The sequence below is a fragment of the Streptomyces sp. NPDC005898 genome (assembly GCF_040629635.1).
Classification (GTDB): domain Bacteria; phylum Actinomycetota; class Actinomycetes; order Streptomycetales; family Streptomycetaceae; genus Streptomyces.
Window position 1 is genome coordinate 205,728 of record NZ_JBEXWC010000002.1, and the last position, 22,592, is coordinate 228,319.

Below are 22,592 nucleotides of genomic sequence, written 5' to 3' on the forward strand. Positions count from 1 at the left end.
GACGGGCTCAGGGGCGCCGCTGGCCCTGCCACCAGTCGAGCCGGAGGCACAGCTTCCCGCCCAGCCAGTGCTCGACCCACTCGCCGAGTTCCAGGGGCGAGCACGCGGGCGGTGTCACCGGCGGCTGGACCGGCGCCGTCGGGAGGTCGTCGCGGCCGGAGAGCACCTTCCGGTAGACCTCGGAGGCCCCGGGATTCTCCTTGCACTGCCAGATGCCGTGCGGGCAGTAGTCGGTGACCGTGTTGTACACGGGCTTCTTCTCGTCCATCCATTTCAGCATCCGGCGCATGTACTCCTCGTTGTCGCCGTTGCGGAAAAGGCCCCACTCCGGATAGGAGATGGGCTTCTTGTGCGCCGCCGCGAAATCGACGTGGTCCTGAAGCCCGTACGGCTCCGTGACCTGCTCGTCGAAGGGCATACCGCGCGGCTGGTCGTAGGAGTCCATGCCGATGATGTCGACCACGTCGTCGCCCGGATAGCACTGCGTCCAGGGAACGGCGTCCCGCCCTCTGCTGGGCGTGAAGTCGAACTGGAACTTCTGTCCGGCCACCGAGCGCATCGCGGTGACGATCCTGTTCCAGTACGCCTTCCAGGCCTCCGGGTCCGGGCCGCAACGGTGGGTGTACGTCGTGCCGTTCATCTCCCAGCCCGGCACGAGCACCGTGTCCGGCACGCCGAGGTCGACGAGGCGCCGGGCGAGCGCCCGGAAGTGGTGGTCGAAGCGGCCGGCGGCGCCCTGCCGCAGCAGGTCCGCCACCTCGCCGTCACCGACGCGCTCCTCGTTGCGTTCGAGCATCGGCACGTTGAGGACGAACAAGCGGTCGGCCCGCTCCTTGCGCCAGGCCGCCCACGCCTCCAGGAAGCGGGGGGCGCCCTCGATGTTGCTCCACCGGTCACCGGGGAGATAGGTGTGCCCGACCCGCAGCTCGGCCCCGCCGAGCCACTGGCTCAGTTCGTCGATGCGCTGGACACCGCGCGGCCCGTAATCGAGATAGGCGCCAAAGGCGGGGACCTTTTCCGCGGGGGCCGAAGAGGAGGGACCGCCCGGCGGATCGCCGTCGCGTGTGACGCCCGCCGGGTGAGCCGGGGCGGCGGCGAGAGCCACCGCCGAGACGACCCCGGCGGCGATGAGGGAAAGTCGCTTTCGCCGCCGCCCGCCCATCGGGCCGGCGAACCTTCGCCGTGCATTCATAGCCGCTCCTCTTTCTCAGCCACAACTCATTGGCACCTTGCCGACTTGCCACCTCGAGACTTCGTCATATGTATTCTTATTGCGCCAATCGGGTTTCTAATCCCATGTCAGTTCATACCGCCCGTACGGACGATCGGGCCCGAACGGGTGGAACCGGCCCCCCTGCCGGGGTGTGGCAACCCCGTGTGCGGCACGCGGCTCCTACGCTCGCCCCAGGTGACGCCGAGACGGCACCCGGCCCGGCTTCCGTGCATGCGATGGTCCACGGAAGCCGGGCCACCAGGCGCCGGCCGCTCTTCTGAGTGACGTGGTGGGCGAACGGGTGAAGCGTGCCCCACTCGCGGCCCCTCAGGTGGTGCACTGAAAGTGCTTCAGGGGACGGGCCGAGTCGCTTCCCGCCAGCCGTCGGCAGCCATGCCGTGGGTGAGCGACATTCCCCGACGGGTCGGCCGCCCCACCTCCTGCGCCGGCGGGGAAGCACTCGCGTCCGCACTTTCCCGCCGGCGGTTGGCCTCCGAGCACACAAGAGCCCCCGCACCCGTACGGGCCGGGCGCACGTGGGAGCCCCTTTCGTCAGAAGAACCCCGCTGCCTGGCAGGCAGCGGGGTTCTTCCACGGGGTGCGCGCGGGCGGCCCGGTTCCGGGCGGCCGGGGTTAGTGCCGGGCCGACGCGGTGAGTCCGCGGCGCCGGTAGAGGATCGCGCCGCCGAGCAGCAGCCCGGCACTGGCGGCCGCCGTGCCCAGGAGCGCCACATCCGTGCCCGTCTCGGCCAGCCTGCCCTCAGGGGCTTCCGCCCGCTCCGGGCGGTCGGACCGCGGCGTCTTCGGCTCGTGCTTCGAGTCGCGGGGCGGGACCACCTTGGGCGGGGTCTTGGGCGCCGGCTCGGTCCGGGGCCCGGGCTTCGGGTCGGGCTTGCCGGCCTCGGGCGGCGGGCCGTCGTCATGCCCGGGTGCTTCGTTGGCGCAGCGGTTGCCCATGGCCGGGTTGGCGACGGAGACGACGCCCACGGTGTTGCCGCAGACGTTCACCGGGACCTCGACGGGCGCCTGCACGTTGTTGCCGGACAGGACGCCGGGAGAGTTCGCCGTCGTACCGTGCGCTGTGGCGCCACCGCCGGCCGAGTGGTGTTCGCTCCGCTCCCCGTACCCGCCCGGGTTCCCGTGGGAGGAGGAGTGGTGGGAGGGGTGGGAGTGGTGCTTGCCGGGCGCCGACGTGTTGGCGCACTCGTTGCCCATGGCCGGGTTGGCGACACCGACACCGTTCACGGTGTTGCCGCAGGCGTTCACCGGAACGTGGATGGGAGCCTGCACGTTGTTGCCCGACAGGATGCCGGGTGAGTCCAGAGCCTGGCCGTTCGCCTCGGAGGACGCGAACGCGGCGGTGCCGGACAGGGACAGGATGCTCGTGGCGGCCGCGGCGGAGAGCATTCCTTTGCTGAGAGCCTGTCGCAATTGAGTGGTCTTTCTCTGTGCAATGGGGAGCCGGCCCCACGGCCGGGTGCCGCAGGAAGCGGCCAGGACGCGACTGGGACAGTCGGGCCCTACGTCAGTCGTTGACGCACTTGTTGCCGGAGACCGGGTTCAGGAGCCCCACGACATCGATGGTGTTGCCGCAGACGTTGACCGGAACGTGGACCGGAACCTGGATGACATTGCCGGAGACCACGCCCGGGGAGCCGACCGCCGTGCCCCCGGCCCCGGCGTCGGCGAACGCCGGAGCGCCCATGCCGAGGGCAACGACGGCACCGGCGACGATCGTCACGCTCTTCTTCAGCTGCACAGTTTTCCCTTCTTTCGGGTCACGCCTCGACGGCGGCTTCGGCCGGGCGGGGAGTTCTTTTCCCGCACCGTGACCTGAGCTCTGCTTAACGAGTGATGGGAAGGGAGGAAACCGAGCCGTTGATCCGCTGGGCAAATTCACCCGAATGCCACGTAGAGATTTCCTTTCTCGTTCCCTCCTCCCTCCCGGACGGGCCGCGGGCACGGCTCGACGCGCTGATCCGCGACGCACCGTTCCGCTGGGCGCTCCGGTGGTGTCACCATGCGGAGTCGGGATGCGGGGGAGTCGCCCTTTTCAGGGGGCGGAGCGGGAGGCGTGCATGGCGGAAGTGTTCTTGCGGCGGCTGAGCCGTTGGCAGGCGGAGCAGCAGCGGGAGGCGGTCGCCAACCTCTACGTGGAGGCGTATCGGGGCGCGGCCGGAGCCGAGTACCGCGACCGGCAGGGGTTCTTGCGGCGCTTCGAGCACGACGTCCAGCAGCCCGACTTCGACATGGTCGTCGCCGACTCGGGCGGCCTGGTCGGCTGCCTGTACGGGTACCGCGCCGCTCCCACCGGTGAGTGGTGGGAGGGGTTCCGCGGCATCCTGCCGGCCGGCGTCGAGGAGCAGACCGCCTCGGGGCGGGTGTTCCTGCTGGGCGAGCTGATGGTGGCGCCCGCCCACCGCGGGACGGGCGTCGCCACCCGGCTGCGGACGCTGCTCATGGCGCGGCACACCGCCGATGTCGTCGTCGCCGTGATCAAGCAGGACGACGAGCAGGGGCGGGAGGTCCTGCGGGCCTGGGACTGGGCGAAGCTCGGCGAGTTCGACCCCGGGCGCGAGGGGTGGCTGCGGCCGCCGTCGCCGCTGCCGTGAGCCGGGACGCGGGGGCGCTCGGTAGCTCCCGTGCGGTTGTCCACAGGCTGGGGACCCTCGCCAGCGGATTGTCGGCGGGTGCGGGCACTATGGGGGGCATGAGCGAGACGGGTGCCGAGAAGGCCACGGGGTCGAAGTCCATGCCCGACTGGGAGAAGCGGTTCCGGGCGCCGAGGGTGTCGCTGCCGGACTGGGCGCAGGACGCGCCGCAGCGCTCCCTGTTCGTGTCGAACGCGACGGGGACGTACGAGCTGTACGCCTGGGACCGGGCGACGGGCGCCCAGCGCCAGGTGACCGACCGGCCGAACGGCACGACGGACGGCGTGCTGTCGCCCGACGGCGAGTGGATCTGGTGGTTCAACGACAAGGACGGCGACGAGTTCGGCGTGTGGATGCGCCAGCCCTTCGCCGGCGGCCCGGACGAGCCCGCCGTGCCGGACCTCGCCGGTTCGTATCCCGCGGGTCTCGCGCTCGGCAGGGACGGCAGGACCGTGGTCGTCGGCCGCTCGACGGACGAGGACGGCTCGACGATCCACGTCGTGGGGCGCGGCCCGGCCGGCGGCCCCGACGAGGTGGTCGAGGTCTACCGCCACCGCGAGTCGGCGGGCGTCGGCGACCTCTCGCACGACTGCACGCTGATCGCCCTGGAGCACACCGAGCACGGTGACGCCATGCACTCCGCGCTCCGCGTGATCCGGCCCGACGGCTCCACCGTCGCCGAACTGGACGACACCGAGGGCGGCACCGTCGAGCTGGGCCTGGAGGTCCTCGGCTTCGCGCCGGTCGACGGGGACACGCGGCTGCTGGTCGGGCATCAGCGGCGCGGCCGCTGGGAGCCGATGCTGTGGGACGTCGCGTCCGGCGAGGAGAGTGACCTCGCGCTCGGCCTGCCGGGTGACGTGAGCGCCGAGTGGTACGCGGACGGCTCCGCGCTGCTGATCGCCCACGGCTTCGAGGCGCGGGGCGAGCTGTTCCGCTACGACCTCGCCACCCGCGAGCTGGTCCGCATCGAGACGCCGGCGGGCTCGGTGTCGGGCGCCACCGCGCGCCCCGACGGCACCGTGGAGTACATGTGGTCCTCGGCCGCCGAGCCGCCGGTGGTGCGCTCGACCTCGGGCGATGTGGTCCTGGACCCGCCCGGCATGCGGGCGCCGAAGTCCGTCCCGGTGCAGGACGTGTGGGTCGAGGGCCCCGGCGGCCGCATCCACGCCCTCGTCCAGAAGCCGGCCGGCGCGGTGGGGCCGCTCCCCACCGTCTTCGAGGTGCACGGCGGGCCCACCTGGCACGACAGCGACTCCTTCGCGGCGGGCCCGGCGGCCTGGGTCGACCACGGGTACGCGGTGGTCCGGGTCAACTACCGCGGCTCCACGGGGTACGGCCGCGAGTGGACCGACGCGCTCAAGCACCGCGTCGGCCTCATCGAGCTGGAGGACATCGCGGCGGTCCGCCGGTGGGCGGTCGACTCCGGGCTCGCCGACCCCGACCGGCTGGTCCTCGCGGGCGGCTCCTGGGGCGGGTACCTCACGCTGCTGGGCATCGGCACGCAGCCCGACGCCTGGGCGGTGGGCCTGGCCGCGGTGCCCGTCGCGGACTACGTGACGGCGTACCACGACGAGATGGAGGCCCTCAAGGCGATGGACCGCACGCTGCTGGGCGGCACGCCGGAGGAGGTCCCGGAGCGGTTCGCGGCCTCGTCCCCGCTGACCTACGTCGACCAGGTCAAGGCCCCCGTCTACATCTCGGCGGGGGTCAACGACCCGCGCTGCCCGATCCGCCAGATCGACAACTACGTGGACCGGCTGGCCGCGCGCGGCGCGGTCCACGAGGTGTACCGCTATGACGCGGGCCACGGGTCGCTGGTGGTGGACGAGCGCATCAAGCAGGTGGCCCTGGAGCTGGACTTCGCGGCGAGGCACCTGGGGGCGGTGGCGGGGCGGGGCTGAGCCCGGCCGGGAAGGCGCTCGGCGAGGGCGACCCCGCGGGTGGGCGGGGCGCGGGGCCCCGTACCGTGGAGGTGTGTACCGGTTTCTGCTGACGCCCCGCTGGTGGGGGATCAACCTCTTCGTCGCGCTGGCCATCCCGTTCTGCGTCTTCATGGGGTCCTGGCAGCTCGGCCGCTTCGAGGACCGCGTACAGGACCACGAGTCCGCCAAGGCGCAGGCGAAGGAGCGGGGCGCGCACGGCCGCGAGGCCGCGGCCCGGCCGCTCGACGCGCTGCTCCCGGTCGACCGGGACACCTCGGGCGAGCGGGCCACCGCCACCGGCCACTACGGCAGGCAACTTCTCGTGCCCGGCCGGGAGTTGGACGGCAAGCGCGGGTTCTACGTACTGACCCTGCTGCGCACGGACGGCGGCAGGTCGCTGCCCGTGGTCCGCGGCTGGCTCCCCGGCGAGGCCCGCACCGCCAAGGCCCCGGCCGCCCCGCAGGGCGAGGTCACGGTGACCGGCGCCCTCCAGGCCTCCGAGAGCCCCGGCGCCAATGGCGTCAGCGCGGCCGGCGGCCTGCCCCGAGGTCAGCTGGGCGCGATCAGCTCGGCGTCGCTGGTCAATCTCGTGCGCGACGACGTGTACGACGCCTGGGTCACCCTCGACAAGGGCGACTCCGGCATGAAGGCGGTCCCGGCGACCGCGCCGGAGAACACCGGCCTGGACCTGAAGGCCTTCCAGAACCTCGGCTACACCGGCGAGTGGTTCGTCTTCGCGGGCTTCGTCGTCTTCATGTGGTTCCGGCTGTTCCGCCGCGAGGCGGAGGTCGCCCGCGACGCGCGCCTGGGCCTGCTGCCCGACCCCGCGGAACCCGCGCCCCGCCCCTGAGGCGGGGGCGGATTCAGGAGGCGGGCAGGATTCCCGTGCGGTAGACCGTGCCCGCGCACGCGTTGGCGACCGTCGCACCCGCCGAGGGCGCGCCCGCCTCCGCGGTCAGGGAGACCACGACGCTTCCGTCGACCACGCCGCCTTCGGAGCGGCCCAGCTGGGGGTCCATGCCTCCCTCGGGCGGGCCGCCGTCCGTGGTGCCGCCGTCCGTGGGCGTCGGGTTCGGGGTGGGCTCGCCGCCGTCGGTGGGGCACGCCTCCGCCGGGACCCAGGCGAAGCGGACCTCGTAGGCCGAGCCGGGCTGCAGCACGAGCGGGCTGGCCTCCAGCGAGGGGTCGGGCAGCGCGGCCGCCGCGTCGCCCGCCGTGTGGTCCACCACCGTGACCTTCGTGGGGTCGGCCGCGCCCTGCGCCGTCACGGCGACGGCGCCTGCGGCCTCGACCGTGCAGCTGGTGGCGGAGATGTTGGTGACGCGGAAGCTGCCGTACACCTTGTTCTCCGCGTCGGCCGCGCCCGCGCTGCCGGTGGCGCCGAGCTGGGCGGCGGAGCAGACGGGCGAGGTGGCGGCCTCGGAGGCGCCGGGGTCGGGCGATCCCGGGCCGACGCCGCCGGTGGCGCCCTTCCCCTTGCCGTCCTTCTTGCCCTTCTTGCCCTTCTTGTCCTTCTCCTTGGACTTGCCCGGCTTCTTGTCGGAGTCCTTCGGGCCGGAGGCGTGGCCCTTGCCCGGACCGGAGCCGCCCTGCGCCTCCTGGCTGTTGCCCGCGATCGAGGGGCGGTCGTCCGCATCACCCCGGGAGTTGGTGACGTGCACCAGGGCGGGGACGGCCGTGCCGATGAAGAGCGCCGCCGCGGCGAGGCCGACGAGGGCCTGGCGCTTGTGGGCCCGGCGGGCCGGCACCGCCCGCCGCAGGTGTTCGAGGGAGCGCTCGCTCGGCTCGATCTCCTCGACCGCCTGCCGCATCAGCCGCCGCAGCGCCAGCTCGTCGGCGCCGAGGTCGTCCGCTCCCCTCTCCTCGGGGCCGGGGATCTCGGGGCCAGGGGCATCGGGGCCGGCGGCCTCGCGGCCGGGTTCCCTGGGACTTGGGCCGTGATTCACGTTTCCGTTCCCGCCATGCCGCTCGAATCCGCCCTGCTCGTCCTGCTTGCTCATGCCGGGGCCTCCATGGCGACCCTGAGGGCCGCGATGCCGCGCGAACCGTACGCCTTCACCGAGCCCAGGGATATGCCCAGGGTGTCGGCGACCTGCGCCTCGGTCATGTCGGCGAAGTACCGCAGGACGAGCACCTCGCGCTGGCGCCGCTGGAGGCCCTTCATGGCCTTGATCAGCTCGTCGCGCTCCAGCAGGTCGTAGGCGCCTTCCTCGGCGCTCGCCATGTCGGGCATCGGCTTGGAGAGCAGCTTCAGGCCGAGGATGCGCCGGCGCAGGGCGGAACGCGAGAGGTTGACCACGGTCTGGCGCAGATAGGCCAGGGTCTTCTCGGGGTCCCGCACCCGCTTGCGCGCGGAGTGGACCCGGATGAACGCCTCCTGCACCACGTCCTCGCAGGACGCCGTGTCGTCCAGGAGCAGCGCGGCGAGGCCGAGCAGCGAGCGGTAGTGGGCGCGGTAGGTCTCGGTGAGATGGTCGACTGTGGTGCCCGCGGTCATCGTGTCGTCAGCGCCCTCACGCTGCGCCGGAAGATGAGCGGGGCGCGCTGCGGGCATGGGCGCGATCACCGGCATGCCGCCGGGCGCGCGGGTACGACGAGGGGGACGCAGCGCTGCCGCGCCTCTCGCCTGTACCGCTGTGAAGTCGAGTACCTCTGCCACGCATGTTGGACACGCTTCCCCCCGTCAGGGTTGTACGCGTCCGGCATCGCGTTCGCGGCACGTCGTGCGCGCACCGCTCGGGACGATGCATCAAATGCCCCCATGCCTACCAGCTCTTCCCCTATGCCCCATTTTTCGCGGCGTCCAGGTCACCCCTGAGGGCGCTCGCTAAAGACGCCCCTCGCCGCGCCGCTGGTTGCAATGATCGGACGCGAAATCTTCGAATGCGGAGATGATCCAGTTCAAGCGTCCTGGGCCACCGAGTTGGACACAGAACTTACACAGATCACACAAACTCGTTCGTCGCGGGGCCGCGTAGCGATCAGTTCCGGGGAGAGAACGACCGGGGCACGCGTCGCCCGGATCAGCGCCCGGTGAACTCCGCGGCCACCAGTTCCGCGATCTGCGCGGTGTTCAGGGCGGCCCCCTTGCGGAGGTTGTCCCCGCACACGAAGAGCTCCAGGGCGGTCGGGTCGTCCAGCGCGCGCCGCACGCGGCCCACCCAGGTCGGGTCGGTGCCGACCACGTCGGCGGGGGTCGGGAACTCCCCGGCGGCCGGGTCGTCGAACAGCACGACCCCCGGCGCGGTGGCGAGGATCTCGCGCGCGCGGCCGACCGTGACCTCGCCCTCGAAACGGGCGTGCACGGTCAGGGAGTGCGTCGTCACGACCGGGACGCGCACACAGGTGGCGGCGACGCGCAGCCCCGGCAGGCCGAGGATCTTGCGCGACTCGTCGCGCACCTTCATCTCCTCGGAGGACCAGCCGTCCTCGCGCAGCGACCCGGCCCAGGGCACGACGTTGAGCGCCACGGGCTCCGGGAAGGGCCCGGTGTCCTCGCCCACGGCCCGGCGCACGTCCCCGGGGCTGGTGCCCAGTTCGGAGCCCGCCACGAGCTTCAGCTGGCGCCGCAGCGTCTCCACGCCGTCACGTCCCGCGCCGCTCACGGCCTGGTACGAGGAGACGATCAGCTCGCGCAGCCCGAACTCGGCGTGCAGCGCGCCGACGGCGACGATCATCGACAGGGTGGTGCAGTTGGGGTTGGCGACGATGCCGCGCGGGCGCACGCGCGCGGTGTGCGGATTGACCTCGGGGACGACGAGCGGCACGTCCGGGTCCATCCGGAAGGCCGCGGAGTTGTCGACCACGACGACGCCCTTGGCCGCGGCGAGCGGCGCCCACCGCGCGGACACCTCGTCGGGCACGTCGAACATGGCGACGTCGACCCCGTCGAAGACGTCCTCGGACAGCGCGAGGACCTCGACCTGCTCACCGCGCACCGCCAGCTTGCGGCCGGCCGAGCGCGGTGAGGCGACGAGTCGGATCTCGCCCCAGATGTCGGCGTGCTGCGACAGGATCTGGAGCATGACCGTGCCGACGGCCCCGGTCGCCCCGACGACCGCGAGCGTCGGCTTTCGGCTCATCGGCCGGTGCCTCCATAGACCACGGCCTCGTCCGTGTCGGAGTCCAGGCCGAAGGCGGTGTGCACGGCGCGCACGGCCTCGGTGACGTCATCGGCGCGCGTGACGACGGAGATGCGGATCTCGGAGGTCGAGATCAGCTCGATGTTGACGCCCGCGTCGCTGAGCGCCTCGAAGAAGGTCGCCGTGACGCCGGGGTTGGTCTTCATGCCGGCGCCGACGAGGGAGATCTTGGCGATCTGGTCGTCGTAGCGCAGGGAGTCGAAGCCGATGGCCGAGCGGGTCTTCTCCAGGGCGTCGATGGCCTTGCGACCCTCGTCCTTGGGGAGGGTGAAGGAGATGTCGGTCAGGCCCGTCGAGGCGGCCGACACGTTCTGCACGACCATGTCGATGTTGACCTCGGCGTCCGCGATGGCGCGGAAGATCGAGGCGGCCTCGCCCGGCTTGTCCGGCACGCCGACGACCGTGACCTTGGCCTCGGAGGTGTCGTGCGCGACACCGGAGATGATGGCCTGCTCCACCTTGCGGGCTCCTTGCTGTGATTCGTTGCTGACCCATGTGCCCTGGAGCCCGCTGAAGGACGAGCGCACGTGGATCGGGATGTTGTACCGGCGTGCGTACTCCACGCAGCGGTGGAGCAGCACCTTGGACCCGGAGCTGGCGAGCTCCAGCATGTCCTCGAACGAGATCCAGTCGATCTTCCGCGCCTTCTTGACCACGCGGGGGTCGGCGGTGAAGACGCCGTCGACGTCCGTGTAGATCTCGCAGACCTCGGCGTCGAGGGCGGCGGCGAGGGCGACGGCGGTCGTGTCCGACCCGCCGCGGCCCAGCGTGGTGATGTTCTTGCCCTCCTGGCTGACGCCCTGGAACCCGGCGACGATGGCGATGTTGCCCTCGTCGATCGAGGTCCGGATCCGCCCGGGGGTGACATCGATGATCCGCGCCTTGTTGTGGACGGAGTCGGTGATGACGCCGGCCTGGCTGCCGGTGAACGACTGCGCCTCGTGGCCCAGGTTTTTGATCGCCATGGCCAGCAGGGCCATGGAGATCCGCTCTCCGGCGGTCAGCAGCATGTCGAATTCGCGTCCGGCAGGGATCGGGGATACCTGTCCGGCGAGATCGATCAACTCATCCGTCGTGTCGCCCATCGCGGACACCACGACGACGACCTGATGGCCGTTCTTCTTGGCGTCGACGATTCTCTTGGCGACCCGCTTGATGCCCTCGGCATCGGCTACGGAGGAGCCTCCGTACTTCTGCACGACAAGGCCCACGTGCGCTCCTCGCTCAATCCGTTGTGCGGTCGGCTCAGTTTAACGAGCGACCGAAATTCGCCTCGCGGATATCACATCGTGAGATGTTCCGCTCACCGCTCGATCACCCCAGGGCATACGTGCCCGCTGGTCGGGTCGTACGTTCCGGTCGCTCGGCTTGGCACATGCCCGCTGTGGAGCACCGCACTCCGGAAAGTGGGGCGGCTCACAGGCGGCCCTAGCGCACCGGCTTGACCGTGTGCAGGCCGAGCGGGCCCGCGATCTCCTCGGCCATGACCCGGCCGGCCGCCTCGGCGAGCGCGTCCTCGGTCAGGTCCTCGTCGGTGTCCAGGCCGTCCAGGTCCTCCAGGGGCTGGTTCAGCCGGACGTGGGCGACCAGGGACTGGAGCGCGCGCAGGGCGGCGGACGCCGTGCCGCCCCAGTTGGAGAAGTACGAGAACTGCCACCACCACAGCGCCTCGACCGTGCGGCCGGCGCGGTAGTGGGCCAGGCCGTGCGAGAGGTCCGCCACGACGTCCGCGAGGTCGTCCGAGATGCGGGCGGGCACGGGCGCCTTGCGGGGCTCGTAGGGGTCGAAGACCTCGGAGTAGACGTCGACCGGCTCCAGGAGCACCGCGAGGCGCTCGCGGAGGTCGTCCACGTCCTGCTCGGGGCCGGGGTCCGGTTCGTACCGCTCCTCGGGGACGATGTCCTCGTGGGCGCCGAGGCGCCCGCCGGCCAGCAGGAGCTGGGAGACCTCCAGGAGGAGGAAGGGGACGGCCGAGTCCGGCTCGGCGCCCGTGGCGACCTCCCTGACCGAGACGATGAAGCTCTCGATCTGGTCGGAGATCTGCACCGCGAAGTCGTCCGGGTTCTGGTTCTCGCTGGTCGCGTGCAGCGTGGCGTCAGACATCTAGGAGTCGTCTCCCCTCGAAAGCGCGGCCCAGGGTGACCTCGTCCGCGTACTCCAGATCTCCCCCGACAGGGAGCCCGCTGGCCAGGCGGGTGACTTTCAGGCCCATGGGCTTGATCATGCGGGCGAGGTACGTCGCCGTGGCCTCGCCCTCGAGGTTCGGGTCCGTCGCCAGGATCAGTTCCGTGACCGTGCCGTCCGCGAGCCTCGCCAGCAGTTCCCGTATCCGCAGGTCGTCCGGGCCGACGCCCTCGATCGGGCTGATCGCCCCGCCGAGCACGTGGTACTTCCCGCGGAACTCGCGGGTCCGCTCGATCGCCACGACGTCCTTGGGCTCCTCGACGACACAGATGACCGAGGGGTCGCGGCGCGGGTCGCGGCAGATGCCGCAGAACTCCTCCTGCGCGACGTTCCCACACGTCGCGCAGAAGCGGACCTTGTCCTTCACCTCCAGCAGGGCGTGCGCGAGGCGGCGCACGTCCGTGGGCTCCGTCTGGAGGATGTGGAAGGCGATCCGCTGCGCGCTCTTGGGACCGACGCCGGGCAGCCTGCCCAACTCGTCGATGAGGTCCTGGACCACGCCTTCGTACAACGGATCGCCTTTCCGAAAGGTCTTGAGGAGACTGCCGACTCTCTACGTACGGTAGATGGCCGAGGGGTTTCTTAGAAGGGAAGGCCCGGGATGCCTCCGCCGCCCAGGCCCTGGGTGAGCGGTCCGAGCTTCTGCTGCTGGAGCGTCTGCGCGTTCTCGTTCGCCGCCTGGACCGCGGCGACCACCAGGTCCGCCAGGGTCTCGGTGTCCTCCGGGTCGACGGCCTTGGGGTCGATCACCAGGCCGCGCAGCTCGCCGGAGCCGGTGACCGTCGCCTTGACGAGGCCGCCGCCCGCCTGGCCGTCGACCTCCGTGCGCGCGAGCTCCTCCTGCGCGGCCGCGAGGTCCTGCTGCATCTTCTGGGCCTGCTGGAGCAGCTGCTGCATGTTGGGCTGGCCACCACCGGGGATCACGATCAGCTCCCTTTCCTACGGGTTCATGGGGCTAGGGGTTCATGGGCGGGGTTTTCCGCTTGAAACGAGCCTACGTGGTCAGGGGTGCCGTCGCCCCAGCACTCTTTCGGGTGAGAACGGCCGACCTCCTATACCTGATCAAGCGCCTCTTCCGGGCGGAAAAGCCGTGAACCGGGGCTCAGGGCCACCCATTGGGCGGTAGGACTTGGGGCACCGCATCGGTACGGAACGTTGCGTCGCCGCAGGAGAACAGTCACGGATCTCGTAGAGGAGTGCCGGGTGAGCCAGCCGGAGATGCAGCCCGAGGGGGTGCCCCCCGAGGGTCAGGGGGCGGGTGCCGGTGCCGGTGCGGACGGGCGGCGGCTGGGGGATCTGGCCGGGCGGGCCTTTCCGGCGGGCGACTGGGGCGAGCCCGCCGTGCGCCTGGACGAGCTGTACCGCTGGGTGGAGCGCAGCGCCCTGGAGACGGCGCAGTGGTATCTCACCGATCGCGGCCACAAGCGGCGCGGGGCGCGCCTGCTGCGGGCGGGCGCCGCGCTGGGCGGCGTGGGCGCGGGCGTGCTGCCGCTGCTCGATCTGGCCGGGGCGGTGGCGGGGGTGGCCACCTGGGGGTTCGTGGCGCTGCTCGCCGGGGTGGCGTGCGTGGGGTGCGACCGGTTCTTCGGGCTCACGTCGGGCTGGATGCGGGACGTGGCCACCGCGCAGGCCGTGCAGCGGCGATTGCAGGCGTTCCAGTTCGACTGGGCGTCGGAGAGCGTGCGCGAGGTGCTCGGGCCGACGGACGGCACGGCCGGGGAGGCGGCGGAGCGGTGCCTCGGGGTGCTGCGGAAGTTCTCCGAGGACCTGGCGGAGCTGGTGCGCGTGGAGACCTCGGACTGGATGGTGGAGTTCCGGGCCGGTCCCGTGCCGCTGGTCATGCAGGCGATGGTGCCCGGGGTGCCGCCCCGGGAGGTCCATGCCGTGCCGGGGCGGTTCCCGCTGCCGCCCGGGGCGCGGCCGAACATGCCGCGCCAGCGGCCGCCGGAGCCCCGGTAGTGCCCGGGGCTCCTTGTTCTCGGCGTTCTCGGCGTTCTCGGCGTTCTCGGCGTTCTCGGCGTTCTCGGCGGCTCGTGTCCTGTGCTCGGCGGCTTCGCGCGCTCAGCTGTAGATGATCATCGAGCCCTGGGCGAGGCTGCGGGTCGTGGCCGCGTGCAGGCCCAGCCAGACATGGCGTTCCCGGGCGAAGGGGCTCGCGTCCGCGGGGGCGGGCGCCGCCGGTTCCTCCAGGGCGGTCGGCGCCGCGGGCGGCATCGGGGCCTGTGGAGGGTTCGCCGGGTCTATGCCGATCGACGGGGCGACGAACTCCAGCTCGCGCAGGAGCGCCTGCGAGGAGCCCAGCGGGCCGCCCCCGGCGAGCAGCTCGTCGTTCGACAGCGGCGCCGGGAAGTCCACCGGGACGTACGCGCCGGCGTGGTCGTAGTGCCAGACCAGGTGCGACTGCTGGGCCGTGGCGTCGAACATCTCCAGGAGCTGCTCGTAGTCACCGCCCAGCGCGTCCACCGGCGTGACCTCCAGGCCGCAGATCCGCAGGAGGTAGGCGCGGCGCAGGAAGTGCAGCGCGTCGTAGTCGAAACCCGCGACCGGGGCGACGTCGCCGGACAGGCCAGGCATGTACGCGAAAACGGGGACGGACGGCAGACCGGCCGCGTGGAGCGCCTTGTCGTAGGCGGCGATCTCTTCCGCGAAGGGGTTGTCGGGGCTGTGGCACAACACGTCGACGAGCGGGACCAGCCACAGGTCGCAGGCCAAGAAGACTCCTCGGGTCGGATCGGGGTACGCCTGTATGTCCAGGTATGTACGTACGGACGCACCTGTGTGTGCGTAGCTGTGCGTTGCCTCGCGTGCTGGCAGCGTAGTGCCGCCCCCCGGCCGCTAGCTGCCCCCGTGCGCGTTCCGGTCACCGCGGTCGGTGTTCTCGTACAGGTCCCATACCCACACACCGTCGACCCACCGCGCCGGCCGTCCGACGAGTGCCTCCACGGTCGTGCGCAGGGCCGCGTCGTGCTGCTGCGGGGGCAGGACGAGGACGCCCGCGCGCCAGAACTCCAGGTCGGCGCGGGCCGCCTCGCGCCAGGCCGGGGTGATCTTGGGGACGCGGCCCGTGTCGGCGACGTGGCGCAGGAGGTTGGAGGTGTTGCGGGGCACGGGGCCGTAGATGCCGACGCGGTCCGGGCCCCAGGGGCCGTTGAAGTAGCCGCCGGGCAGGCGGAAGCCGAGGCCGGCGACGGTCTGCCAGTGCAGGGCCTCCGCGTGGGCCGCGTCGGGCACCGGGATCGGTACGAGCGTCTCGTCCGCGCCGAGGTGGGCGCGCCAGGTGCCCCGCGCGATGAACGGCGGCACCTCGGCCCGGTCCACGGCGTCGAGCGGCACGGGCACGATCGGCAGCAGGGCGAGGGCGACGGCGGCGAGACCCGCGTACCGGGCGGATCGCGGGCCGCCCGCCCGGGGGGCCAGCAGGCGGTCGAGCGCCAGCGCGAGCAGCATGCCGAGCGCCGGGGCGCACACCATCGCCACGCGCCCCTCGATGACGGACTCGAAGAGCGGGCGGTGCCGGATCGCCGCCCACGGGCCCGGCAGGACGATGTCGGTCAGCGGGATCCGGAACTTTGGGCCGAGCGAGAGCAGCGCCGCCCCGAGCGCGGTACAGGCGAGCGCCTTGACCACCGCCCGCTCCCCCATGCGTACGACGATCGCGAAGGCCAGGGCGGTGAGCGGCCACCCGTAGAAGGCGTTCTGCTCGGTGCGGTTCAGGGCGAGTGCGTCGGCGCTCTCGGCGGCGCCCGCGAGGGAGCGCTCCGCGAAGGCGACGAACGCGAGCGGGCTGTTGCCCGCGCCGTCGCCGTGCAGCACGCTCTGATAGCTCTGGGCGCCGAAGAACTGCCAGTACAGGGGGTAGGCGACCAGCGGGAGGGCGACGGCCAGGGCCACGCCGACGCCCCGGGCGAGCGGGCGCCAGGACCGCCGCGCCACGTCCCCGCGGGCCAGCGCGTAGGCGAGGGCGAACAGCAGCATGCCGAGCGCGGCGAGCAGCAGCGGTTCCTCGCCGAGGAAGATCTGGTACGCCGTGAACAGGCCGAGGACGACTCCGTCGCGTACGACCCTGGTGCCCTCGCACAGCCGCAGCGCCCTGTCGATGATCAGCGGGATCATGAACAGGACGATGAAGTTCGGGTGGGCGGTGGCGTGGCTGACCATCGGGGGCGCGAAGGCCGCGAGGGCCGCGCCGGCGGCGGCCGCGCCCCGGTGGGCGACCAGCCGCCGGCGAATCAGCCAGTACCAGGCGACGGCGGTGGCGGCCAGGCCGCCGGTCATCGCCACGTTCAGGGCGAAGGCGGGGCCCAGGAGCCAGGTCACGGGGGCCAGTGGGACGGAGAGGCCGAGCATGACCGTGTTGGCCATGAGGTTCACGCCGTCCGGGAAGTTCTGGAGGGTGGTGAAGAGCGGGTTGTGCAGGTGGCGGACGTTGTCCGCCGTCACCGCGAAGAACCACTCCCACTGGTTCTGGTCCTGCATGGAGTCCGGGATGTAGCGGTGGGCCGGCGAGATCCAGCGCTGCGCGTACAGGACGACCGACAGGATCAGGAAGAGGAGCGCGACCAGGACGTCGGCGCGGTGCGGGGTGCGAGGGCCGCGGCGGCGGGTCGCGTCCTGGCTCGCGCGCCGGGGGCGGATCGCGCGGGCCTTGAGGAGGGTCAGTTCGGCGAGGACCTTGACGTAGTCCAGCGGGCGGACCTTCGAGCCCTCCTGGTGGGACCAGCGCACGGGCACCTCGGCGACCGGCCAGCCCGCCCGGCGGAAGTACTGGAGTATCTCGACGTCTATGCCCCAGCCGCGCAGCCGCGACGCGGCGAAGGCCTCGCGGGCGCGGTCGCCGTCGAAGAGCTTGAAGCCGCACTGGGTGTCGCGGACTCCGGGGACGGCGACCGAGCGTATGAGGAAGTTGCCGGTCCGGCCGAGCAGCTCGCGCAGGCGGTGCTGGTGGGCGCCGATGGTGGCGCCCGGCCGGGCGCGGGAGCCGATCGCCGCGGTGTGGCCGTCCGCGAGCGCCTTGTCGAGGTGGTCCAGCTCCGCGATGGGCGCGGCGAGGTCGGCGTCGGTGATCAGGACGCGGCGGCCCCGGGAGGCCAGGACGCCCAGACGCAGGGCGTGGCCCTTGCCCTGGTTGCGCTCCGCGCGGATCAGGCGGACGCGGGGGTCGGCGGTGGCGGCCTCGGCGGCGATCTCGGCGGTGCGGTCGGTGGAGCCGTCGTCCACGACGATCAGTTCCCATGTGGGGTCGTCGGGGGTGCGCTTGGCCGGGGCGGGACGGGCGTCTGCGGCGGGGCTGTGGGGGGTGTGGGGGGTGGTGTGGCTTTCGGGGCTTTCGTGGCTTTCGTTCTGGTAGAGCGTGTCGAGGTGGGTTCTTATGGCCGTGAGGGTGGGGGCGAGGCGGTGCTCCTCGTTGTACGCGGGGACGACGACCGTCAGGTCGTGGGTGCTCATGCCGCGGCCAGCCGCTCTATCAGGGACAAGGAGTGCGCGTTGTACTCCCTGACGATGACGTGCGCGGCGGCGGGCTCGCGGCGGGCCAGGGCGTCGACCAGCTCCGTGTGCCGGGACCACAGCGCGCCGCGCAGCTCGCCGCCGCCCTCCTCGCTCCAGCGGCGCAGGTGGGTGACGGCGCAGACCCAGGACTTCACGCGCAGGCGGTGCAGGAAGTCGGAGAGGTGGGGGTTGCCGAAGAGGGCGCTCAGCTCGCGCCAGAAGCGCAGGTCGTAACCGATCAGGACGTTCAGGTCGCCCGCGCAGGCCGCGCGGGCCGCCTCCTCGCCCCTGCGGCGTACGGAGAGCAGCGCGTCGCTCATGTCGCCGCGGGCGTCGCCGTGCCGCGCCAGGTCGCGGAACATGCCGTCGGCTATCAGGCCCCGGGCCTCCAGCATGCGGCGGTAGTCGTCCAGGGTGTGCTCGTGGACGCGGAAGCCGCGGTGCTGGTCGGCGTCCAGGAGGCCCTGCGCCGTGAGGTTCACCAGGGCCTCACGTACGGGGGTCGCGGAGACGCCGTACTGCTCGGCGATCTCCTTGACCGTGAACTCCTGGCCGGGCTCCAGGCGGCCGGCGAGGACCTCGTCGCGCAGGGCGTCGGCGATCTGCTGGCGCAGAGTGCTGCGGATGACGGCGGGGCCGTCGGTGCCGGGCATCTGGGTTCCCCCACGGAGTCTGGCGTGGTCGCCTGGTGCGGTCGTCTTTCCTGGCCCTTTGGGAGGGCGTGGGCACGTCAGACTACGCGGTGGGGGTCCGGCCTGCCGTCCGCTGGCATCCGGGTGCCTGGTTGGCCCCGGGCGGGTGTTTCCCACCCACCCGCCCGTTGCTCCGGGTCCAGGGGTGGGCGGGTGGGGTTTCCCCAGGGGTCGGGGTCAGACCGTGTGGGCGTCCGCTGCTGTCAGTGCCGTGTCCAGTGCCGCGAGGCCCTCCTTCGCCTCCTGTTCCGTGATGGTGCACGGCGGCACCACATGGGTGCGGTTCATGTTGATGAACGGCCACAGGCCGTTCTTCTTCGCGGCGGCGCCGAACGCCGCCATGGGGGCGTTCGCCTCACCGGTGGCGTTGTAGGGCACCAGCGGTTCGCGGGTCTCCCTGTTCTTCACCAGCTCCAGCGCCCAGAACATGCCGACGCCCCGCACCTCGCCCACGCTCGGGTGCCGCTCGGCCAGTTCCGCGAGGCCGGGGCCGATGACCTCGGCGCCCATGCGGGCCGCGTTGGCGACGACGCCCTCGTCCGCCATGACGTTGAGCGTCGCGACCGCCGCGGCGCAGGCCAGCGGGTGACCGGAGTACGTGAGTCCGCCCGGGTAGGGGCGCCGGGCGAACGTCTCCGCGACCGCGCCGGAGATCGCCACACCGCCCAGCGGGACGTACCCGGAGTTGACGCCCTTGGCGAAGGTCAGCAGGTCCGGCACCACGCCCTCGAAGTGGTCCACGGCGAACCACTCGCCGGTGCGGCCGAAGCCCGCCATGACCTCGTCCAGGATGAAGACGATGCCGTACCGGTCGCAGATCTCGCGGACGCCCGCGAGGTAGCCGGGCGGCGGCGTCATGATGCCCGCCGTGCCGGGGATCGTCTCCAGGATGATCGCGGCGACCGTCTGCGGGCCCTCGAAGACGATCGTGTCCTCCAGGTGCTGGAGGGCCCGCTCGCACTCCTGCCGCTCGTTCTCCGCGTAGAAGCGGGAGCGGTACAGGAACGGCGCCCAGAAGCGGACGACGCCCGCCGAGCCGCTGTCGGAGGCCCAGCGGCGCGGGTCGCCGGTGAGGTTGATCGCCTGCTGGGTGCCGCCGTGGTACGAGCGGTACGCGGAGAGGACCTTCGCGCGGCCCGTGTGCAGACGGGCCATGCGGACGGCGTGCTCGACGGCGTCGGCGCCGCCGTTGGTGAAGAAGATCTTGTCCAGGTCGCCGGGGGTCCGCTGGGCGATGAGGCGTGCGGCCTCGGAGCGGGCCTCGACGGCGAAGGCGGGCGCGAACGTCGTCATCGTCGCCGCCTGCTCCTGGATCGCGGCGACGACCTTCGGGTGCTGGTAGCCGATGTTGGTGAAGACGAGGCCACTGGTGAAGTCGAGGAAGCGGTTCCCGTCGTAGTCCCAGAAGTACGAGCCTTCGGCACCGGCGACGGCCGGCGGGTCGATGAGCTCCTGCGCGGACCAGGAGTGGAAGACGTGGGCGCGGTCAGCGGCCTTCACGGCGGCGCCGACCTGCGGGTTCGGCTGAGGGGTCATGGGGCCGAGGGTAGATGTCCGCCCAGTGGACACGACATGGGCGTCCTGTCTGACGTGGGAAGCGGAACCCGACACTGTGTCGCATGGCGATGGCCGGGGGCGATGGCCGGGGCGGTGGCGGGGCCAAGGCCAGGGCGCGGTGGCGGGGCCAGGGGGCGGTGGCGGGGCCAGGGGGCGGTGGCGGGGCCAAGGCCGGGGGGCGGTGGCGGGGGCGGTGTCCGGCGCGGTGGCCCATGGCCGCGGCGCGGGCGTCACGCTCCCCCTCACCTCCCCGCCCGTGCCCCGCGCGGAAACGCCGTCCGTGCCGCTCGGGCCCACCTGCCGCTCCCCAGCTCGGGGCGGACCGCCGCGTATCCCCCGCAGTACTTCGTGAAGTCGGCCGCCCGCACCCCGAACCGGTGCAGCACCCGGTCGGCGTCGGTCAGGTGCCCCTCGGTCCTGGTCTTGGTCTCGACGAGGACGAGCCCGCTGTCGGCGGCGGCCGTGCGGCCCGTCGCGGTGTCCCGGACGACCAGCCCCGCGTCGCAGGTGACGCGCTGCCCGTCGGCGACGAACGTGGCCCGCTGGTAGTCGGTCACGAGCGAGCGGACCAGGCCGCGCGGGGCCTCGATGTCGTACGAGCCGCGCAGCACGCCGGCGAGGAAGCCCTGCCGCGCCTCGTCCAGGGCGTGGTCGGCGCCTTCGAGCCGCTGGCGGTGCTTGACGGTCTCGCCCCGGCCGCCCTTCAGCTTGATCTCGAACTGCCGCTCCCCGCTGTCGCGGTAGACCCGTTCGCGGATGCGGTAGCGGGGTCGCCGACCCTGCCGGTGGTCGTGGAAGGTGCCCAGCTCGGGGGTGTCGTAGTACGTCGAGTGGTAGCGGAAGCAGCGTTTGCCGCCGATGCTGAGCGCCCGGAAGGGGCCGCGGGGCCGCCGGGGGTCGGTCAGCAGCGCCGCGAGGTCTTCGAAGATCTCGACGGGCACGAGGTAGCTGTTGTCGTGGCGGGCGAGCAGCTGCGCGCGGGCGTTCACCTCGTCCAGCGCGATGGGGTGCGCGGCGAGCGCGGCGCGGGCGATGGCGCGTACGGCGGGGTTCACACGGTCTCCTTCGGGCGGCTGGGGGCGATCGTGCGGGACCGGGTCGTGCGGTGTCGTCGCGGTTCCTCGTCGGGGCGTCGGGTCGTCGGGGCGTCGGGCGGTCTTCTCCTGAACTCCCCGAACGGTATCGAAGGTTCCGCCTGTCGGAAGTGGACTTCCGCAAACGCGAGGGCGCGCGCATGCTGTCGCGGCAGCACCGGCGCGGCCCGTCGTACGACTCGCGGAGCGCTGCGAGTGGCAGGCGCGACGGCCCCTTCCGTCTCCGGGTGGGCGGGGCCGTTCGTCGTGTCCGGCATCCGGCGCCAGGAGTAGCGTGGAGACAACACCTTCCGGCGGGGGTATCAGTGACCGCACCTTTCGATGCAGGTATGGGCGATCGCATCGCGCAGCTCAGGTACCGGCGAGGCCTCACGCAGGAGGAACTCGCCGAGCGCGCGGAGGTCTCGGTCGACGTCGTGCGCAAGCTGGAGCAAGGGCGCCGGAAGACCGCCCGGCTCACCACCATCAACGCGCTGGCCCGAGCGCTCGACACCGAGCCCAGCCACCTGGTCGGTCAGCCCGCCACGTTCGAGACTCACGGGATGTCGGAAGAGGACTCACCCTCGGTCCTTGCTCTTCGGCAGGCGATCTCCCCGGTGGCCGACCTGCTCGGCGGGGAGAGCGACCCCGAGGACCCTCCCAGCATTCGAGAACTCCAGGAGTCGCTCCGGTCCACGGAGGCCATCCGGCGCGAGGGACGCATGGCCGAGATCGGCGTGTTGCTGCCCCCGCTCATCCGGGACGCCCGTGCCGTCGTGCATTCCTCCACGGGCAGCGACAAGGCGGCGGCCAACTCCGTGCTCGCCCTCGCCTATCAGGTGGCTTCGGTCACACTCACCGGCCTCGGCAAGGAAGATGCCGCGTTCACCGCGATGGAACGGTCGCTGCTCGCCGTCCGGAGCTGTGACGACCCGGGCCTGGAGACCATGGCGGCTTCCACCCTCTCCTACGTCCTCACCAAGCAGGGCCGTCTCGCCGACGCCGAACGCGTCGCGCTGACCCGGGCCGCAGCCATCGAGCCCGGATTCCGCAGCACGCAGGAGGACTTGGCGCTCTGGGGCATCCTGCTCCTGCGGGCGGCCACCGCCGCCGTACGCCAGAAGAAGCACGAGCAGGTGCTGAGCCTGCTGCGGATGGCGAAGGGTGCCGCCGAGACGATGGACGGCGATCTCCTGCTGTACGCGACCCCCTTCGGCCCGACCAACGCGGGCGTGGCTCGGGTGAACTTCCTTGTCGAGATGGAGCGTGCCGACGAGGCCGTCCAAGCCGCGCGCCGGGTACCCGACCTCAATTCCCTGCCCCCGACATGGCGGGCTCGCTTCCACGTCGATCGCGCTCTGGCCTTCAACGAGATGGACAAGGACCGCCAAGCCGTCGGCGCCCTGCTCGCCGCCGAGGAGAACGCCCCCGAGTGGATGCGCTACCACTCGACCTCGCGCCGCCTGGTCGAGGAACTCCGCGGGCGTGCCGCACGCCGCGACGCACCAGTGCACGGGCTCGCGGACCGGCTGGGCATGCTGAGGTAGGGCGCTGCGTCCCACCTGATCCCTGACCTGGGACGGCCCGTCACTGGGCTGGGGCCGCGCGGCTCCCTAGCGTGATCCACAAGATGCGGCGTCGGCTCACCCCCGCCAGGCGGAAGTCGGC

At 72.1% G+C, this 22,592-nt stretch carries 20 protein-coding genes; 5 read left to right on the plus strand and 15 right to left on the minus strand.

Annotation, left to right across the window (positions count from 1 at the left end; all coding sequences use genetic code 11):
• Nucleotides 1–7: 7 nt before the first annotated feature.
• The 3 genes from ABZ385_RS03630 to ABZ385_RS03640 all read right to left on the minus strand — a co-directional run bounded on the left by ABZ385_RS03630 (nt 8) and on the right by ABZ385_RS03640 (nt 2,966).
• Nucleotides 8–1,192, minus strand: a complete 1,185-nt coding sequence (locus tag ABZ385_RS03630) for a glycosyl hydrolase (RefSeq protein WP_358909521.1) — start codon at nt 1,190–1,192, stop codon at nt 8–10.
• 654 nt (nt 1,193–1,846) lie between these two features.
• Nucleotides 1,847–2,620 carry a chaplin gene (locus ABZ385_RS03635; RefSeq protein WP_358909523.1) on the minus strand — a complete coding sequence of 258 codons (774 nt, stop codon included), beginning with the start codon at nt 2,618–2,620 and terminating at the stop codon, nt 1,847–1,849.
• Nucleotides 2,621–2,738: 118 nt separating this feature from the next.
• The gene (locus ABZ385_RS03640; RefSeq protein ID WP_358582875.1) at nt 2,739–2,966 is read right to left on the minus strand and encodes a chaplin; all 228 of its coding nucleotides are present in this window, start codon (nt 2,964–2,966) and stop codon (nt 2,739–2,741) included.
• A gap of 325 nt (nt 2,967–3,291) precedes the next feature.
• Between ABZ385_RS03640 and ABZ385_RS03645 the strand changes: the two genes are divergently transcribed.
• The 3 genes from ABZ385_RS03645 to ABZ385_RS03655 all read left to right on the plus strand — a co-directional run bounded on the left by ABZ385_RS03645 (nt 3,292) and on the right by ABZ385_RS03655 (nt 6,639).
• Nucleotides 3,292–3,825 (plus strand): GNAT family N-acetyltransferase, encoded by a 534-nt coding sequence (locus ABZ385_RS03645; RefSeq protein WP_358698381.1) that lies wholly within the window; start codon nt 3,292–3,294, stop codon nt 3,823–3,825.
• Nucleotides 3,826–3,923: 98 nt separating this feature from the next.
• Nucleotides 3,924–5,768 (plus strand): prolyl oligopeptidase family serine peptidase, encoded by a 1,845-nt coding sequence (locus ABZ385_RS03650; protein ID WP_358582812.1) that lies wholly within the window; start codon nt 3,924–3,926, stop codon nt 5,766–5,768.
• Between the two features lie 73 nt (nt 5,769–5,841).
• Nucleotides 5,842–6,639, plus strand: coding sequence for an SURF1 family protein (locus tag ABZ385_RS03655; protein WP_358582809.1), 798 nt, complete (start codon nt 5,842–5,844; stop codon nt 6,637–6,639).
• Nucleotides 6,640–6,652: 13 nt separating this feature from the next.
• On the opposite strand, the gene ABZ385_RS03660 is transcribed toward ABZ385_RS03655, so the two are convergent.
• The 7 genes from ABZ385_RS03660 to ABZ385_RS03690 form a co-directional block, all read right to left on the minus strand.
• On the minus strand, nt 6,653–7,789 hold the full coding sequence (locus tag ABZ385_RS03660; protein WP_358909525.1) for a hypothetical protein: 1,137 nt from the start codon (nt 7,787–7,789) through the stop codon (nt 6,653–6,655).
• Complete coding sequence (locus ABZ385_RS03665) at nt 7,786–8,448, minus strand: SigE family RNA polymerase sigma factor (protein ID WP_358582804.1); 663 nt, start codon at nt 8,446–8,448, stop codon at nt 7,786–7,788. Before ABZ385_RS03665 ends, ABZ385_RS03660 begins: the two co-directional genes overlap by 4 nt.
• A gap of 364 nt (nt 8,449–8,812) precedes the next feature.
• Nucleotides 8,813–9,871, minus strand: coding sequence for an aspartate-semialdehyde dehydrogenase (locus ABZ385_RS03670; protein WP_358697704.1), 1,059 nt, complete (start codon nt 9,869–9,871; stop codon nt 8,813–8,815).
• Complete coding sequence (locus ABZ385_RS03675) at nt 9,868–11,142, minus strand: aspartate kinase (RefSeq protein ID WP_358582800.1); 1,275 nt, start codon at nt 11,140–11,142, stop codon at nt 9,868–9,870. The genes ABZ385_RS03670 and ABZ385_RS03675 overlap by 4 nt, the downstream gene beginning before the upstream one ends.
• Nucleotides 11,143–11,359: 217 nt before the next feature.
• Entirely contained in the window at nt 11,360–12,034 is a 675-nt protein-coding gene (locus ABZ385_RS03680) for a DUF5063 domain-containing protein (protein WP_358582797.1), read from the minus strand.
• Nucleotides 12,027–12,626, minus strand: coding sequence for a recombination mediator RecR (gene recR / locus ABZ385_RS03685; RefSeq protein WP_358582795.1), 600 nt, complete (start codon nt 12,624–12,626; stop codon nt 12,027–12,029). Before recR ends, ABZ385_RS03680 begins: the two co-directional genes overlap by 8 nt.
• Nucleotides 12,627–12,697: 71 nt before the next feature.
• A complete protein-coding gene (locus ABZ385_RS03690) occupies nt 12,698–13,039 on the minus strand; it encodes a YbaB/EbfC family nucleoid-associated protein (RefSeq protein ID WP_358582793.1) in 342 nt (113 codons plus the stop codon).
• A 279-nt stretch (nt 13,040–13,318) separates the two neighbouring features.
• Between ABZ385_RS03690 and ABZ385_RS03695 the strand changes: the two genes are divergently transcribed.
• Nucleotides 13,319–14,074: an SLATT domain-containing protein gene (locus tag ABZ385_RS03695; protein WP_358697705.1), complete on the plus strand. Its 756-nt coding sequence runs from the start codon at nt 13,319–13,321 to the stop codon at nt 14,072–14,074.
• A gap of 102 nt (nt 14,075–14,176) precedes the next feature.
• On the opposite strand, the gene ABZ385_RS03700 is transcribed toward ABZ385_RS03695, so the two are convergent.
• The 5 genes from ABZ385_RS03700 to ABZ385_RS03720 all read right to left on the minus strand — a co-directional run bounded on the left by ABZ385_RS03700 (nt 14,177) and on the right by ABZ385_RS03720 (nt 20,906).
• Complete coding sequence (locus ABZ385_RS03700; RefSeq protein WP_358582788.1) at nt 14,177–14,827, minus strand: hypothetical protein; 651 nt, start codon at nt 14,825–14,827, stop codon at nt 14,177–14,179.
• A 123-nt stretch (nt 14,828–14,950) separates the two neighbouring features.
• A complete protein-coding gene (locus ABZ385_RS03705) occupies nt 14,951–17,560 on the minus strand; it encodes a dolichyl-phosphate beta-glucosyltransferase (protein ID WP_358909527.1) in 2,610 nt (869 codons plus the stop codon).
• Nucleotides 17,557–18,255 carry a GntR family transcriptional regulator gene (locus tag ABZ385_RS03710; protein WP_358698052.1) on the minus strand — a complete coding sequence of 233 codons (699 nt, stop codon included), beginning with the start codon at nt 18,253–18,255 and terminating at the stop codon, nt 17,557–17,559. Before ABZ385_RS03710 ends, ABZ385_RS03705 begins: the two co-directional genes overlap by 4 nt.
• A gap of 216 nt (nt 18,256–18,471) precedes the next feature.
• Entirely contained in the window at nt 18,472–19,830 is a 1,359-nt protein-coding gene (locus tag ABZ385_RS03715; protein WP_358909529.1) for an aspartate aminotransferase family protein, read from the minus strand.
• 263 nt (nt 19,831–20,093) lie between these two features.
• Entirely contained in the window at nt 20,094–20,906 is an 813-nt protein-coding gene (locus ABZ385_RS03720; RefSeq protein ID WP_358909531.1) for a VTC domain-containing protein, read from the minus strand.
• Between the two features lie 368 nt (nt 20,907–21,274).
• Here ABZ385_RS03720 and ABZ385_RS03725 point away from each other — a divergent pair, with 368 nt between their 5' ends.
• A complete protein-coding gene (locus tag ABZ385_RS03725; RefSeq protein ID WP_358909532.1) occupies nt 21,275–22,471 on the plus strand; it encodes a helix-turn-helix transcriptional regulator in 1,197 nt (398 codons plus the stop codon).
• Nucleotides 22,472–22,592: the final 121 nt, after the last annotated feature.

Excerpts from the sequence above, each read along its gene's own strand:
- ABZ385_RS03630 (WP_358909521.1), bottom strand. The coding sequence starts at position 1,192 with ATGAATGCACGGCGAAGGTTCGCCGGCCCGATGGGCGGGCGGCGGCGA.
- ABZ385_RS03635 (WP_358909523.1), bottom strand. The coding sequence starts at position 2,620 with ATGCTCTCCGCCGCGGCCGCCACGAGCATCCTGTCCCTGTCCGGCACC.
- ABZ385_RS03645 (WP_358698381.1), top strand. The coding sequence starts at position 3,292 with ATGGCGGAAGTGTTCTTGCGGCGGCTGAGCCGTTGGCAGGCGGAGCAG.
- ABZ385_RS03650 (WP_358582812.1), top strand. The coding sequence starts at position 3,924 with ATGAGCGAGACGGGTGCCGAGAAGGCCACGGGGTCGAAGTCCATGCCC.
- ABZ385_RS03660 (WP_358909525.1), bottom strand. The coding sequence starts at position 7,789 with ATGAGCAAGCAGGACGAGCAGGGCGGATTCGAGCGGCATGGCGGGAAC.
- ABZ385_RS03670 (WP_358697704.1), bottom strand. The coding sequence starts at position 9,871 with ATGAGCCGAAAGCCGACGCTCGCGGTCGTCGGGGCGACCGGGGCCGTC.
- ABZ385_RS03680 (WP_358582797.1), bottom strand. The coding sequence starts at position 12,034 with ATGTCTGACGCCACGCTGCACGCGACCAGCGAGAACCAGAACCCGGAC.
- ABZ385_RS03705 (WP_358909527.1), bottom strand. The coding sequence starts at position 17,560 with ATGAGCACCCACGACCTGACGGTCGTCGTCCCCGCGTACAACGAGGAG.
- ABZ385_RS03710 (WP_358698052.1), bottom strand. The coding sequence starts at position 18,255 with ATGCCCGGCACCGACGGCCCCGCCGTCATCCGCAGCACTCTGCGCCAG.
- ABZ385_RS03715 (WP_358909529.1), bottom strand. The coding sequence starts at position 19,830 with ATGACCCCTCAGCCGAACCCGCAGGTCGGCGCCGCCGTGAAGGCCGCT.
- ABZ385_RS03725 (WP_358909532.1), top strand. The coding sequence starts at position 21,275 with ATGGGCGATCGCATCGCGCAGCTCAGGTACCGGCGAGGCCTCACGCAG.